The following is a 14,560-nucleotide window of genomic DNA, read 5'->3' as shown; positions in this document are numbered from 1 at the left end:
CGTCTGACTTTCGGGTCGGGGACCAGCCTGCGTCCTTGCAGGCTATCCCCTCCGCCCGCTTCCCTGCGGGCGGCCCCGGTCAGCCGCCAACGCCTCATCGATTTTCAGCCGGACCCTGTCATCGCTGCCACTGTTTTATTTTTATTAAGCGGCGTTGTCGCTGTAAAACGTAAGATTACTGGGAATTCCTCAGGTTTGGGGATGAGTGTCATTTTCTTTTAATGACTTTTTGTAGTCTTTATTATGTCTTTTTCTTGCTTGATTGATTCATGTCTGGTCTTTGGTGATGTGAAACTACGTCTTTTTTGTCTTTTCCCTCTTTCTGACACTCTTCCACCTTACTTTTTCTCAACACTGCCAAAAACCAGTCGTTTTACAGGTTAACGCTCACCCCTGTTCAGTTTTGCTATCTACTTATGCTGGATTTTATCTTTTATTTATTGTTTTTAATGGCTTTAGTTCCTTTCTTACCATCTTGTTGAAAATAGTTATCAGTTATTCGTTTGGCGTGTTATTTATCGCTCAATTGACTATTTTATGGCTTTTGAAAAACTTTTTAAAGATATGAAATATTTTAAGATGAAAATATTAGTCTTTTCAAAGTCATCTAAAAAACCCATTTATATCTAATAAAGAAACATTTGATAAGTCTTTTTCATGTCTGTAGGATTCGCGACATTGAAGTCTTAATTAACTCTGAGGCTAGCGACATTGTCTGTGCCTCATTATCAATTTAACGAATGATGGTAAGCGCATAATGAAACGTAATACGGTTGTCAGACTGACGACCCTTGCCGTGCTGGTGGGGTCGATTTGTTCTGTGAACGCAACGATCTACCCAGGCACCATTGAACAATATGTTGCCGATATTCAGGCCACACGGCATGACCTCAACCAGGCCGCAGATGTGAATCGCAGATATAAAAATACCCATAATCAGATAGCGATGCTGACCGACGCGGAGATCAAAGAGTGGTCTAACGCAGGGCAGACGATGAATATCGCGTCCAGACATATGGCTGACTTGCAGGCGGTCACAGGCTTCACGCCTGCTCTGGTGCCGCAGGTGGTTCCGACCGTGCAGCAGCAGGTTCCGCAGACGATGGCCGTGCCGACGCTGACAACGCAGGTAGTTCCGAACGTGCAGCAGCAGGTTCCGCAGCCGATGGCCGTGCCGACGCTGACGGCGCAGGCAATTCCGACCGTGCAGCAGCAGATCCCGCAGACGATGGCCGTGCCGACCCTGACAACGCAGGTAGTTCCGAACGTGCAGCAGCAGGTTCCGCAGACGATGGCCGTGCCGACCCTGACAGCGCAGGCAGTACCGAGCGTGCAGCAGCAGATCCCGCAGACGATGAAAGTGCCGACCCTGACAACGCAGGTAGTTCCGAACGTGCAGCAGCAGGTTCCGCAGCCGATGGCCGTGCCGACGCTGACAGCGCAGGCAATTCCGACCGTGCAGCAGCAGGTTCCGCAGACGATGGCCGTGCCGACCCTGACAACGCAGGCAATTCCGACCGTGCAGCAGCAGGTTCCGCAGACGATGGCCGTGCCGACCCTGACAACGCAGGCAATTCCGACCGTGCAGCAGCAGGTTCCGCAGACGATGGCCGTGCCGACCCTGACAACGCAGGTAGTTCCGAACATGCAGCAGCAGACGCCGCAACCGATGAAAGCGCCGACGCTGACAGCGCAGGCAGTACCGAGCGTGCAGCAGCAGACGCCGCAGACGATGAAAGTGCCGACCCCGGTATCGCAGGCGGTTCCAACAGTGCAGCAACAGACACCGCAGCCGAACACTGTTTCAGCACAAGTTCCACATGCATCAGTGACAGTACCGCTGAAAACCTATCCGCAGACCACTGTAACGACAATGCCTGTACAGACTGTTATCACCGGGACGAAAGTGACCACCCTCAATGGTCAACCTTCCGGGACGCCGCAATCTGGCGGGAATATTCAGGTGATTAATGTTGTGGGGCAGCCGGGTAAAAATGGCACCAACGGTACGAATGGTACGAATGGTTCGAATGGTAAGAACAGTGCGACGACCTTAACGGTTAATGCCTGGACGGTCGATACGGCAGCGCGGACCCAGATTAGCCGCAACAATACCGCCATTTACAACAACACCACCAACATGTACCAGAACCGTAGCGCTATCTCTGCGAACCGTTCCGCGATTGCTGCCAACAAACAGCGTATCGAGCAGAACAGCAAAGATATCCATGAAAACCGCAAAACGATCAACCAGGTGGGAGCGATGTCGCAAGCGACCAGTAACCTGCATTATGCCGGCCACCAGTCCGGCTATGCGGTGGCGGTGGGTGAATATGACAATGAAACTGCCGTTGCAGGCGGCCTGAACTTTGGTCTGACGGCGAAGACCTCGGTAAGCGTGCAGGTCTCGTACGACGGTAATGCGACAGGCGGCTCTGTCGGTTTATCGGGCTCCTGGTAATCACCCCACGGCGATGCTGAGTAAGACGGGCGCAGTCACGATAAGCGTTATGGTAACGCGTAAATGGAGAGAGACGTTTAATGAAGTTTCCAACCCGCATGAACATCGTGACGGGCGCCCTCCTGGCGCTCTGCGTGACGCAGGCTTATCAGTTGTTTTTCGTCTCAGATAATTTAAGCGATTCGGGCTGGGAGGCGAGTGATTCGCACTCGCCGTTTTTGAAAAGTATTCAGGCCTTTAAGCATGCGCTGATGTTTGCAACGGAGAGCGACGAGGTCGTGGACTATAGCGGGTGGTTTGAGGAAGACGAAAGCGTACAGCACATCGACCCCACGCCATGCGAAAACAGTCTCCAGCGCCCGGAAGCGGGCACTTCAAACAGGATATTCGCCGCTGAAACAGGCGTCTGTGACAATCCTATTTATCGCGACTCTTCTGGCTGGCATTACAACAGAATCATGTTCAGACCCCATGAATCCAAACGACATGCAACACACATTCAAAACAGGGTTTGTAACATAAAAAGAAAGGAATATCAGTAAGATGCGTAACACTTTAAGTGTGATTATATTGGCGTTTATGGTGACGGGGTGTATGGCATCTGCGCCCATAACATCTACTCAGACCCGCAGTGAAGACGCGGCTACCTCCGCAGCTTCCGTTCCTGCGCAAACATCAGTGCTGCGTCGCTGGTCTGGCTACGGCATTACCTTTGAGTATGTAAGCAAAGAAGAGGCGTTTATTGACGGTCAACGCGCCGACATTATCGAACGCGAACCTGGGGCAACGGTTTACCAGTCAGGCGACAAGACGGTGATTCACTATTTTCCTCAACAAAAAGCGTATTACAAACACGGTACAACGCTGGTGGGTTATCTCAAGTAAGGTCTGCTGATGAACAAGAATGAACGTTTTAACCAGTTAAATGCCGTTTCAGCGCTTCTCGGTGAGGAGACGCTGGAAACGGTATTGATGATGGACTCTCGTTTAATGATGCTCCCGCTTGATGGAATGGCGTCGATTACCGTCACCCTGACCTCGGTCGAAGGGGTATCGTTGACGGCAAAGCGCTCAGGAAAACAGCAGGATGTGCGCTGGCGGGTTAAAGATTAATGCCTGGATGCCGCGCCACTATTTATCCGATTAGTGCGGTGTTGGCCTGAGGTGCCGTCAGTGTTTCCTGCATACATTCCATAAACACCCGCATCGCCGGGCTGACAAATTTCCCCGCATGGTACGCGCACAATGCCTCGATCGTAAGTGCCGGGAGCGAAAAGGGCAGTTCAACCAGCGACCCGATTGCCAGTTCATTTTCAACGGTAAAGCGCGGTAAAAATGAGATCCCAAGATTACCTGCAACACATTGTTTAATACTCTCAATACTCCATAACTCGATGGTGTTATCGAGAGTGATCTGGCGCTGACGCAAAGTGCTTTCAAAAATTTGGCGAAAGATGCATTGCGGTTCGTTGATGATAAAGCTGGCGGGGATATGCTGGCCTGAGCGGGTGAAATCGACGCCGTTAAGTTGTGGTGAGGCGACCAGAACTAAGGGCTGTTTGCCATAGCTTTGCATGGTCAGGGCTGAATCGTTGCCCACACGGTAAAAGATGCCAAGGTCCACCTCATCTGCCAGCAGTGCATCACGGATAGCGTAGCAGTTGAGTGACTGCAATGAGAGGCGAACGCCAGGCGCGCGTTGCTTAAACTTCTGGAGTACAGCGGGAATTTTATACGATAGCAGCGTTTCCCCGGCGGCGATACGCAGTTCGCCCGCTGGCTCGTCTTTGTCCAGCGCGGCCTGGCGTAGCCCGTCCATCACCCGCATCAGTTCATAGACATGCGGCAAAATATTACGTCCGGACTCGGTCAGGATCATCCGACGACCGATTTTTTCAAACAGCCGGAGCGACAGTTCTTGTTCCAGTTGCTGGATCTGAAAAGTGATGGTGGACTGTGTGCAGCAGAGTTTATTGGCTGCTCGGGCAAAGGATCCCTCTTCGACCACGGTTTTCAGTGTCATCAGACGACGCAGATCCATTCCTTCCCTCTTAAATTCATCGAAAATGTCGAAGTCAGAATAACAAATATTTCGATTTTTTTAAGTATTTGCGCAGGGTAGTTTAAACAAAAATTATCTGAGGGATCCTTGTGAATACTGCCGTTATCACTGCTTTTCTGACCTATACGGTTATCTCTGCCATCACCCCCGGCCCTAATAATATCCTGGCGCTCAGTTCGGTGAGTGCTCATGGGCTCAGGCGCAGCGTGCGCGTGCTGGCGGGAATGACCTGTGGTTTTCTGGTGATTATGCTGTTATGTGCAGTTTTCACCATTACGCTCACCCATGTATTGCCCGCCGTCACTGGTTGGCTCAACATTCCTGGCGCACTCTATATTGTGTGGCTGGCACTGAAAATTGTACGCAGCGATCCGGCGACAGCGCAGGGAACGTCAATTTTACTGAGCTTCTGGACCAGCTTTGCACTGCAGTTTGCCAACGTCAAAATCATCCTTTATGGCATTACGGCGCTCTCTGCTTTTGTTTTGCCCTATACCCATAATATCGCCGTTGTTGCGGTGATGAGTGTAAGCCTTGCCCTTATCGGCACGGCGGGAAATTTTTGCTGGGCGGTAGCAGGGCACTTGTTTCAGGCGTTACTGCGTCGCCATGCTCGCGCGGTGAATGCATTGCTGGCCTGTCTGCTTCTTTACAGCGCCATTCGTCTGTTTATTTGATGGCTGCGTATAGCGCTTTTTCGCAATAGCTCATCCATTTAAATACTTTGTTATTTCCAGCTTTTTCTCCCATCGTCGGCACAGAAAAAGACTGAAAAAGGGCATTGAGTGGATGGCAAAAAGTAAGGCGGTTTACCTACACGAGCAGCAGCGCGCGCTTATCCGGCGGCTGTCCGGTTCCTGGCTGTGGCGCAGTGAATTTCCGACCTGGGCATTGATAGTCGTTATCTACGGTGGCTGGTTTGCTGCGCTGGCCTGCCATGAAACGCTGGGTTTATTGCCCGCCACGTTACTGCTTATCTGGTTTACCGCCTGGTATATGTCATTGCAGCATGAACTTATTCATGGGCACCCCACACGCTACCCATGGGTCAACCAACTGCTCGGGCTGATGCCGCTGGCCGTCTGGTATCCGTATGGGTTGTACCGCGATTCTCACCTTGCGCACCACCGCGCCCACCTGCTGACGTTGCCGGATGACGACCCGGAGTCCTACTACTTTTCAGCCCATCGCTGGCAGCGTTTACCCCACTGGCAGCGCCGCCTTATCCAGTTACGTAATACCTTTCCGGGGCGTTTGCTGCTGGGGCCGCTATTCGACATCGTGCAAATGGTTGCGGGTATGATCACGGCATTTCGCACCCGCCAGCGTGATGCTATCGCGATGTGGCTGGTTCACGGGCTGTTATTGGTGGTGACCTTTGCGTGGATTGCCCACTGCGGCTTTTCGCTCATCTGGTTTGTGCTGGCGGTCAGTTATCCGGCACTGGCGCTCACCAAAGTGCGCTCGTTCCTGGAGCACCGGGCAGAGGAGGACCCGCTGGCCCGTTCGGTGATTAACGAAGCCGCCTGGCCCTGGCGCGTGTTATTCCTTAACCTGAACTATCATTCTGTGCATCACGACTTACCGGGCGTCCCCTGGTACGGATTGCGCACGGTCTACTTATACGATCGCGCCGGTTATCAGGCACGCAACGGGGGATTTGTGGTGCGTGGGTATGGCGTATGGCTGCGGCGTTTTCTGTTCCGCGCTGTCGATGTGAACGCGCATCCGGGGTTTACCGCGAGCAATAACAATCATGCGCCATGAAATTGCTTTTCCAATGTACGACCTGCACCGCCCGGACACCCTGGCGCTGATTCACGCCGTGAGTGAACGGCTGACGGCGAAGGGGATTACCGTCAACGCGGTCTGGCCGCAAGAGGCACTGCTTTCCCACTGGCGAAGTGACGCCCTTTTACTAAGCCAGACCTGTGGTTTTCCGCTGGTCACGCAGTTGCCCGACGTGCAAACGGTCGGCTGCTTTCATTATTCTGCCCCCGGCTGTGACGGCTTTCACTACCGCAGCCTGCTGGTGACGCGCGAGGAAAACACCCGGCCAACGCTGGCGGATTTCCGTGGCCGCGTGGCGGCCTGCAATAGTGTGGGCTCCCAGTCAGGCTACAACGCATTACGCAAAATGGTGGCACCGCTGGCAGAGGGCGGAGCGTTTTTCTCATCCGTGGTATTGAGCGGTAGCCACCGACAATCACTGGTGGCGATTGGGCAGCGAAGGGCGGATATCGCGGCCATTGACTGCGTGAGCTGGGCGTTATTAGCGCGTCATGAACCTGAACTGCTGGCCGGACTGGTGGTGATTGGCTCAAGCCCGCTGGCGCCCGGGCTTCCACTTATCACCGCAAAACAGACATCGGCACAGAGCCTTTTACTCCTGCAGGAGGCATTATTTGAGCTGGTCAACGATGCGCGTTACCAGGCGGTCTGCGACGCATTGCTGATAACGGGGTTTAGCCCGGTTGCGCGCGAGGCTTATTCCCCGCTGCTCGTCTGGCGCGATGAGGCGGCGGCGCTGGGTGTAACGCAGTTATAGCCTCCCGGACAACACAGGGCATTTTACGCCTGCACATTCAGTGTTAAGCCTGCTTTATTCCTTACTGTGCAGAAGGTTTCCCCTGTGCCCATTGACACTGTTTTGGCTTTCCTGACCGCGGTTGTTTTTTTGGCTGGCCCTTAAGCTGGTGACGACGCAGCACTTACCTCAAGCCTCATCCGCTTAATAAAGTCTTCTGCAGGCAGTGGACGGCAGAAATAGTAACCTTGCATGAAATCGACATCTTTTGCGCGCAGGTAATCTACCTGCGCCTGGGTTTCCACCCCTTCGGCGATCACCTTGAGACGCATTTTTTTCGCCAGGTCAATGACGCTTTCCACCAGACGAGTATCGGTATTGTTGTCTATCTGGCTGACAAACATTTTGTCGATTTTGAGAAATTCAGGCTGCAGTGCGCAAATATAGGCGAGGTTTGAATAACCGGTGCCGAAATCATCGAGCGCCACGGATATGTTGGCGCGACGCAGGGCGGCAAGCCATTCGTTCAGTTGTGGCGTGACATGCAGCGGATGCCGTTCGGTCACTTCAACCACGATATGGCGTTTTTTCGCCTCCAGGTTGTGCATCATGTCGCTGATATCAATTTCAAAATGCGGATCAAGGCAATTTTGCGCACTGATATTAATGCAAATATAGAGTCCATCGGGAAAGTGATGGATAGCCTTCTGAAAATCGGCGGTGATTTGCTGCATCAGCAGCCGGGTTAATGGGCCAATCAGATGATGCTGTTCGGCCAGAGGAATGAAAATATCAGGTGAAACGTAGCCATACGTGGGGTGTTTCCATCTGGCGAGTACCTCAAACCCGGCGATCTTACCCGTATCACCTTTAAAGAATGGCTGATAAAACGGATGAATCTGCCGTTGCGTAATCGCCTGCTGTAACGTCTGGAAGGGCGATGTGAAATAGCCCATCAGTCGCCAGAAGAGATAGCCGCACATTGTTGAAACCAGCAGGGCAAACGCGAGTATCGACGTGTTTTCCGCAATAAAGCGATACAAGGGGATCGCCACGGGGTATTGCCAGGCGACCGAAATCGGGAAGGTCGCCGACCTCAGGTGCATAAAGTGGTCGTTGTCCCCGGAGGCATAAATAATACTGCCGTCACTCCAGACCTGCGCGCCGCCAATTTGCAGATACATATTTCCCTGCACACCATCAAGGTTAAAGGCATTGTTAATAAAAGAGGCGCTGATAGTGACCAGTAACGTATTGTTTTGAATATTGGCCAGATAATAAAGGGTTGGCATATCAAACAATAATGTTTCAACGGGAGCTTCTGTCGTGCCGATTTGTGATAACAGCCGTTGTGGGATTATTTTTCTCTGGGCCGCGGTTAATGAGGAGCAACCAATCGTATTCCCTTGCACAAAACTTATCGCCTGAATATGGGGGAAATGGTTCAGCAAAAACGCCTGTTCACGAGAGAGGCTGCCACTGCATATGACCTGTTGCGCCTGCAGGCTACTTTTGGCGGCATCGCTGGCTTCGCCCAGCAACTCCTCGGTATAGGTGAGGATGCTCTGTGCCGCGACGCGGGCATTTTCCCGTTCTGAATGTAGCTGATGCATAGCGATCAAACTGAGCCCTGATGCCAGTAAGACCAGTGATAAAAATACAGCGGCAATTAATTTCACCGTGCCGGTCATCACGACGAAACCAAAATACGTTTTCTGTTGCAGTTGCGAAAACAACGTTGCTGCTTTAATCAGGTTTGGCATAGTCCGGTGTCGTTGTAATAAAACAGTGTCAAAGGGGAGGGCAATCGGTGGTTGTGTCGTCAGGCAATCAGCAATTACGATTGCCTGACGAGATTAAGAAAAACGGAGACTCAGAACTTAACCCAGTCGCCATTATCATGGTTGCTGGCTTTTTTCGTCGGTAGTACTGTCATGTTACTGCGCGTCAGCATCCGTTTTTCACTCTGAATGGCGGTCTCTTTGGCGACCCGGAAAATAGAAACCACTTTTTCGAGCTGCACCGCCTGATCTTCCAGCGAGCTGGCAGCGGCAGAGGACTCTTCAACCAGCGCGGCATTTTGCTGCGTGGTGGTGTCCATCTCTGCCATCGCCTGGGCAATTTGCGAAATACCCCGGCTTTGTTCATCGGTTGCCGCGGCAATCTCGCCCATGATGTCGCGTACCTGGGCTACCGACGTCTCGATTTTGGACATGGCTTCACCCGCGCTTTCGACCAGCGTGAAGCCACTGTCGACATACACCACGGATTCCTGAATCAGGTTTTCAATCTCTTTGGCCGATTGCGCACTGCGCTGGGCAAGGTTACGAACTTCGGCGGCGACCACCGCAAAGCCTTTCCCCTGATCGCCGGCACGCGCGGCTTCAACCGCCGCATTGAGCGCCAGGATATTGGTCTGGAAGGCAATGCTATTGATAACCGTGGTAATTTCCGAAATACGGTGCGAGCTGCTACGCACGTTCTTCATGGTGTCGATAACCTGCTGCGAGATCTGGCTACCCTGGCTGGCATTTTGCGATGCCTCTTCTGAGAGCAGGCGGGCATGGCTGGCATTTTCGGCATTGAGTGCCACGGTGGAGGTTAGCTGCTCCATACTGGCTGCTGTTTCCACGACGGCGGCAGATTGCTGTTCAGTACGAGATGATAAGTCCATATTGCCTGCGGCAATTTCCGAGGATGACCGTGCCACACTCTCCACGCCATTACGCACGTCATAAATAATGTTTTTCAAATTCTCATTCATGGTGGCAACCGCCTGCATTAACAGGCCCGGCTCATCACTACGGTTGCTGGTCAGCGTACTGGTCAGATCGCCTTTCGCAATTTGTTCCGCCACATACAGGGTTTCATTAAGGGGGCGTGTAATGGCGCGGGTGATCCAGAACGCTAAAGCGATACCGGCCAGGATACCAATCAGCGCTACCGTGCTCATTTGCCATTGCACATTGCTGACGACTGTGGCGACAATTTGCTGCTGGAGATCAAACAGAGCCTGAATGGCGTTAGTCAATATCACTGCCCGGTCAGTCAGTTGCGATGACAGGGTGGACTGTTCCGTCCACACATTGCGATAGTGCTCGAGTTCCGCAGCAATATTCTGGAAATAAGGCACGTCATCGGCAAGCCACCTTTTCTGGTCATCCGGCAATTGCAAAAGAAGCTGTTCAGTTGCTGTTTTACAGGCGGCCAGGCGAACAACAATCTCCTTTTGCAACTGTTCAGTCGGGTGGTTTTTATAGACCGTGACTTGCGAGTCAATATCACTCATCAGGAAAGCCACTTGCTCGGCCAGAAGTGCCTGGCTTTGAGTGAATGCATTGTTTTTACTGGTTTTATCTGCCAGCGCGGAATCGTCATTGAGTTCCTGCGTATCCAGTTTTTTCTCGCTCAGCTTCTTCGTGTTCAGCGCTTTAGTGAAAAGATTTAATGTTTCGACATAGTCGCTAACCGCACTTGCCGTTTTGTCCAGGGCGCTTTTACCCTCAACCGACCAGGTGAATGTATTAAGCTGGTTGATAGTATCCTGCATACGACGTGCGGAGGTATTTGTTTGGTCTAAATATTTTTGATCAAGCGTATACTGAAAATTAGTTCGGCCAAGCCTTACGCTTGAAAGTGAATTAAATAGGTCGGTTGTAAGCTCATTTTTGGTAACTTTATCCTGAATATTGTTTAAGCCAAAAATACCGGAGGTCAGAACCGCGATTGTAACAAACAATACGATCGAGAAACCTAACAGTAATTTCCTGCCAACTTTCAGGTTTAAAAAAGGTTGTATCAGATTCATTTATTCTTCCAGTATCGGCATTACCGTCATTGGACGGTTTCATAGCATCAATATTAAAGGGGGCAGATTACGTCCCGCGATCGGATTACAATAGAAAAAAAAGCCCTTTGCACGGGGGTGCGCAGGGCAAATCCCTGGCTGACATCACTCTCTCAGGGTATCTGGCTTCTCCTCTTTTTTAATAGAGTGAGTCGGGAGTTCACTCACTCGATAATAAATTGGGGTAACATCCTCATAATTTACGGTATAGCCCCGGCCTTTCTTATTAATGATAAAGTCACGGGGCAGACCGATAAGAGTAAGCTTTTTACTTAAGTTATTTAAAACCTGCCATAGCCGTTGCGAGGAAGGACTTAAGTTGCTCACTTCCCAAATGTTATGAAACAATTCTTCTTTACTGATGTTGTTATGTCGACCATATTTCAATAAATAAAGAAAAAGATTCATCATCGTATCGTTAAAAACGACAGAGGCGAATATCAAATTGTTATCAGATTGGCTGGTTGGTAACCTGTACAATCGGCGACTGTTAATGTCGAAATGTATTTCTTTACCAATCATAAATCCATATAAGCGATAGCCCATTCTGTCATGCTCGCATTAAAATAGCTCGGCCTGATGCCGCGACACAGAGTGCTTCTCGATAAACCATACATTTATAGGGTGATTATATGGCTGATACCGAGGCTTTCCAATCTCCGATCCGCTGCGCTATTTCGGGGTGGACGCTACTCCACACCTCAATCATTTAATCTCATCTAAACAGAACCTTTAGTTTTTTGTCCTGAAAAGTGGTTTCATCATTCCTCTTTTAGCTGTTAAAGATTCTTTTTTTAGTCATCAAGATTTGCAACTATATTTTTGTTAGAAACTAGTTATTCATGCTGATATCAGCTCAGGGTTTCCACCTGTGAGCCTGACAGCGCCCTTTCTGGCGGAGAACCTACTTTTGGCCCAATCAACGTGCCGGATGTCAGCTACTCTAGGGAATGTGGAAAAAAAGTGGAGTGACGTTATATGATTTATACTGAATGGAAAGCGATCCGCGGGCAGGAATACGTAGGTTTAGTATTTGAGAAAATGATAATAAGATGCTGAAAATTAACAATAAAAATCTGAATCAGATTTTTGTGCGCGCGGTTGTTTCAAGGGGAGTCAGTGTGCGTATATCTCTGATGATCACGCTATGAAGACTGCATGGTTGATTAACGATGTTGTCCTGTTTGAACCCGATGAGCGACGTCTTTGCGCGATACAAAACTACCCTGCCCAATGCATTATCCTCCACGGCCCGGTAAACGAATGCTTGTTGCAGCTTCTTTTACATAACGGAGAGGTGCTTTCGCAGCGTTTTTTATTTGATGCGGTATGGGGAAAGCAGGGGGCGGTTGTCACAACCAACGCTTTATATCAGGCTATTGCGTCAGTCAGAAAAGCATTGAAGTCTGCAGGGCTCGCCGATGATGTGATTAAAACAATTCCCAAGGCAGGATTTAAATCTGTCGCGCAAATTTCTGCGCGGGAAGCGGCCGATTTTCTGCCACAGAGGACGGTTATCCCCGAGTCTGTTGAGGCCGGGCATATGCCCGTTGCGAATGACAATATAATCATCAACAAGCAAGACTCAAGATGGGATGCGCTATTACATTCACCTGTTGCCTTTTTTATGGCAGGCCTGCTTTTTTGTCTCTCATGTGCTGTGCTCTACGGCTCACTTAATGATGATAAAGCCGTGTTTGCGGATTATCAGCAGGTTGGAAAAATCGGCAACTGTGAGGTTTTTTCTTCCTGGTACGATGTGGAGCACAGTCGCAGTCAGCTTAACGCGTTATCGGCGCGCTATCCCATCACCTGTAAGCCAGGGGACAGTGCCTATATGACTGTCAATCGCCTGCAACAGGGAATATCAATCTTCATATGTGATAAAACACCTGATAGCGCTAATGCACATTGCAGGACCCTTTTTTATCGGCAGAAATATCATGAAAACCAATAAACTTTTTCTGCTCTGGGGAGCTATCTTAATCGCCATTGCGACGCCGCTACTTTGCGCCGGGTATCTCAGCTATCAGCGTAACCATTTTACCTGTGATGCACATGCCATTATTGTCGATGAGGATGCCATAATGGATATCATTACCAATTATTCATTCGATGGCGGCAGTGGCAGTTATGAATCATCGGGGAAATATATAAAAGGGACACAGCCGGCGTTGTCTACCAGTAATAACGTCTCTTTTAATTATTGGTATGAGAATGGGAAAATGATTATGGTGTCGAACGACACCAATGAACTGCCAAAACGGACGGAACCTTTACTGGACCAGATGCCTGATTTTTACCATCTTCGCGATCGTGGTATCAGTATCGATATCGTGCGAGCGAATGCGGCAAGTTACTATTTTGTCTATGGTCATACGCCAGTATTTTACTGTACAAAAAGCCGGAATGATTGATGTCAGGCAAGCGGCAAAGCGCGTCTGGACCAGACGGTCAAAAAATTTCATCAATGACATTGCGGGTAATGAGATTGCTGTCTAATTTTATTCTTGGTTTGGTTCTTCTGACACCTTGCAGAGAGCCGTGGTTTACTTTTTAACAGGAATGAATATGCAGAGCACGACAACTGAGGAACAACTAAACGCCTTTTTTGGTCGCGATCCTCATGCTTTCGAGGCGGAAGAACAGCTTATCGCAGAAATCACGCAGAGCCTCCGTGCTCACAAGGCTGATGTAAGCAATAAAGACCTTATCTTTGCGCTCATTCAACTGCTTGAAATTGAAAAAGATGTCGTCAAACTGGATATCTATCGCAACGCGCTTGAAATGGTTGTTCAGAAAACCCCCGACGACGTTTAATTCAAATTTTCTGATTCCCTGCCTGAAAATATGCTGCCTTCGCGATGAAATCGAAGGCAGCCATCAATCGTATTTGTCTCCGTCACGCCAGGATAATGCCGGGGAACCATTACAGCGGCTTTTTGCGCCGCTGTATCAGATAGTGTCGGGTGGCTTCCAGAACGCTTCTCTGGCGGGAACATGTTGCCATGACTTCCTGCGCGCGAAGCACCATGACGAGGTTATCTGCCTTTATGGGCAGGCGCGAATTCATAAGATAAGTGGCGGCCAGGCCAATCGCCTCATGGATTTCCTCTGGTTGAACTTGCTCATTTTCGTTCAATTACTCTCCCGTTGCTGAGATGATGAACGTCTTCTAAAGCCGTGAGGCCAGATCAAATTCACAATGAGCATTATGTCGGAACATGCTGACGCAAGTCTGATTAGAAGGGTACAGGTGGAATCGCATACCTGTTAACCATACAGGTTAAACAGGGCGTGTATGCTTAGTGTTTGATTGCTTTGCTGATACTTAACAGAGTGTCGTCACGGAGTCGACTTTTGCGCTGGGTCGTTTGCAAAGACCAGGCGCTTTTTTTGCTATGCTCGGGCTGTGTACGGAAATGGTGCACACCACTGATTGCGCTTCGCCAGGCTTCCTGCCTTTCACTGTCGGTTTCACTACTTAGGTTTTCCTGCAATTGCACAATTAAGGCATCGAAAGAAATATCATCCGCTGATTCCAGAAGCGTAAGAATCGCTTCTCCCATGACAGTATCTACAAGTTTGTCCTTATCATTTTTACTCATTTCGCCTCTCAAAATTTACGACACTGTTTTATACAAGCCCTAAACATTATGCACA

16 protein-coding genes are annotated in these 14,560 nt (G+C 50.1%); 10 read left to right on the top strand and 6 right to left on the bottom strand.

Annotated features, from left to right (window positions below; all coding sequences use genetic code 11):
* The first annotated feature begins 757 nt into the window (after positions 1-757).
* The 4 genes from ABU190_RS25890 to ABU190_RS25875 all read left to right on the top strand — a co-directional run bounded on the left by ABU190_RS25890 (position 758) and on the right by ABU190_RS25875 (position 3,574).
* Positions 758-2,461 (top strand): hypothetical protein, encoded by a 1,704-nt coding sequence (locus ABU190_RS25890; RefSeq protein ID WP_354692783.1) that lies wholly within the window; start codon positions 758-760, stop codon positions 2,459-2,461.
* 80 nt (positions 2,462-2,541) lie between these two features.
* Positions 2,542-3,003 carry a hypothetical protein gene (locus tag ABU190_RS25885; RefSeq protein ID WP_354692782.1) on the top strand — a complete coding sequence of 154 codons (462 nt, stop codon included), beginning with the start codon at positions 2,542-2,544 and terminating at the stop codon, positions 3,001-3,003.
* A 1-nt stretch (position 3,004) separates the two neighbouring features.
* The gene (locus tag ABU190_RS25880) at positions 3,005-3,346 is read left to right on the top strand and encodes a hypothetical protein (protein WP_354692781.1); all 342 of its coding nucleotides are present in this window, start codon (positions 3,005-3,007) and stop codon (positions 3,344-3,346) included.
* 9 nt (positions 3,347-3,355) lie between these two features.
* Positions 3,356-3,574 carry a hypothetical protein gene (locus ABU190_RS25875; protein WP_041852315.1) on the top strand — a complete coding sequence of 73 codons (219 nt, stop codon included), beginning with the start codon at positions 3,356-3,358 and terminating at the stop codon, positions 3,572-3,574.
* Positions 3,575-3,596: 22 nt separating this feature from the next.
* Here ABU190_RS25875 and ABU190_RS25870 read toward each other — a convergent pair whose 3' ends face one another.
* A complete protein-coding gene (locus ABU190_RS25870) occupies positions 3,597-4,502 on the bottom strand; it encodes a LysR family transcriptional regulator (protein WP_354692780.1) in 906 nt (301 codons plus the stop codon).
* Between the two features lie 110 nt (positions 4,503-4,612).
* Here ABU190_RS25870 and eamB point away from each other — a divergent pair, with 110 nt between their 5' ends.
* From eamB to ABU190_RS25855, 3 genes are all read left to right on the top strand, one after another.
* Positions 4,613-5,200 (top strand): cysteine/O-acetylserine transporter, encoded by a 588-nt coding sequence (gene eamB / locus ABU190_RS25865; RefSeq protein WP_354692779.1) that lies wholly within the window; start codon positions 4,613-4,615, stop codon positions 5,198-5,200.
* Positions 5,201-5,312: 112 nt separating this feature from the next.
* Positions 5,313-6,290, top strand: coding sequence for a fatty acid desaturase (locus tag ABU190_RS25860; protein ID WP_354692778.1), 978 nt, complete (start codon positions 5,313-5,315; stop codon positions 6,288-6,290).
* Positions 6,280-7,071: a PhnD/SsuA/transferrin family substrate-binding protein gene (locus tag ABU190_RS25855; protein WP_354692777.1), complete on the top strand. Its 792-nt coding sequence runs from the start codon at positions 6,280-6,282 to the stop codon at positions 7,069-7,071. The genes ABU190_RS25860 and ABU190_RS25855 overlap by 11 nt, the downstream gene beginning before the upstream one ends.
* A gap of 140 nt (positions 7,072-7,211) precedes the next feature.
* Here ABU190_RS25855 and ABU190_RS25850 read toward each other — a convergent pair whose 3' ends face one another.
* The 3 genes from ABU190_RS25850 to ABU190_RS25840 all read right to left on the bottom strand — a co-directional run bounded on the left by ABU190_RS25850 (position 7,212) and on the right by ABU190_RS25840 (position 11,419).
* On the bottom strand, positions 7,212-8,813 hold the full coding sequence (locus tag ABU190_RS25850) for an EAL domain-containing protein (RefSeq protein ID WP_354692776.1): 1,602 nt from the start codon (positions 8,811-8,813) through the stop codon (positions 7,212-7,214).
* Between the two features lie 110 nt (positions 8,814-8,923).
* Positions 8,924-10,600 (bottom strand): methyl-accepting chemotaxis protein, encoded by a 1,677-nt coding sequence (locus ABU190_RS25845; protein WP_354692775.1) that lies wholly within the window; start codon positions 10,598-10,600, stop codon positions 8,924-8,926.
* 402 nt (positions 10,601-11,002) lie between these two features.
* A complete protein-coding gene (locus ABU190_RS25840) occupies positions 11,003-11,419 on the bottom strand; it encodes a helix-turn-helix domain-containing protein (RefSeq protein ID WP_223878730.1) in 417 nt (138 codons plus the stop codon).
* Between the two features lie 625 nt (positions 11,420-12,044).
* On the opposite strand from ABU190_RS25840, the gene ABU190_RS25835 reads away from it, so the two are divergent.
* The 3 genes from ABU190_RS25835 to ABU190_RS25825 all read left to right on the top strand — a co-directional run bounded on the left by ABU190_RS25835 (position 12,045) and on the right by ABU190_RS25825 (position 13,717).
* A complete protein-coding gene (locus ABU190_RS25835) occupies positions 12,045-12,854 on the top strand; it encodes a winged helix-turn-helix domain-containing protein (protein WP_354692774.1) in 810 nt (269 codons plus the stop codon).
* Positions 12,841-13,314 (top strand): hypothetical protein, encoded by a 474-nt coding sequence (locus tag ABU190_RS25830; RefSeq protein WP_041852308.1) that lies wholly within the window; start codon positions 12,841-12,843, stop codon positions 13,312-13,314. The genes ABU190_RS25835 and ABU190_RS25830 overlap by 14 nt, the downstream gene beginning before the upstream one ends.
* 154 nt (positions 13,315-13,468) lie before the next feature.
* Positions 13,469-13,717 (top strand): biofilm development regulator YmgB/AriR family protein, encoded by a 249-nt coding sequence (locus tag ABU190_RS25825; protein ID WP_041852307.1) that lies wholly within the window; start codon positions 13,469-13,471, stop codon positions 13,715-13,717.
* A 109-nt stretch (positions 13,718-13,826) separates the two neighbouring features.
* Here the strand turns inward: ABU190_RS25825 and ABU190_RS25820 are convergent, their stop codons facing one another.
* Both ABU190_RS25820 and ABU190_RS25815 read right to left on the bottom strand, forming a co-directional pair.
* The gene (locus ABU190_RS25820) at positions 13,827-14,039 is read right to left on the bottom strand and encodes a hypothetical protein (protein ID WP_041852306.1); all 213 of its coding nucleotides are present in this window, start codon (positions 14,037-14,039) and stop codon (positions 13,827-13,829) included.
* A gap of 163 nt (positions 14,040-14,202) precedes the next feature.
* Positions 14,203-14,505 (bottom strand): hypothetical protein, encoded by a 303-nt coding sequence (locus ABU190_RS25815; RefSeq protein WP_041852305.1) that lies wholly within the window; start codon positions 14,503-14,505, stop codon positions 14,203-14,205.
* Between the last annotated feature and the right edge of the window lie 55 nt (positions 14,506-14,560).

The organism is Phytobacter sp. RSE-02 (genome assembly GCF_040578655.1).
Classification (GTDB): Bacteria; Pseudomonadota; Gammaproteobacteria; order Enterobacterales; family Enterobacteriaceae; genus Phytobacter; species Phytobacter diazotrophicus.
Note: the sequence above shows the minus strand (reverse complement) of the source record. Positions and strands in the feature narration are given on the sequence as shown.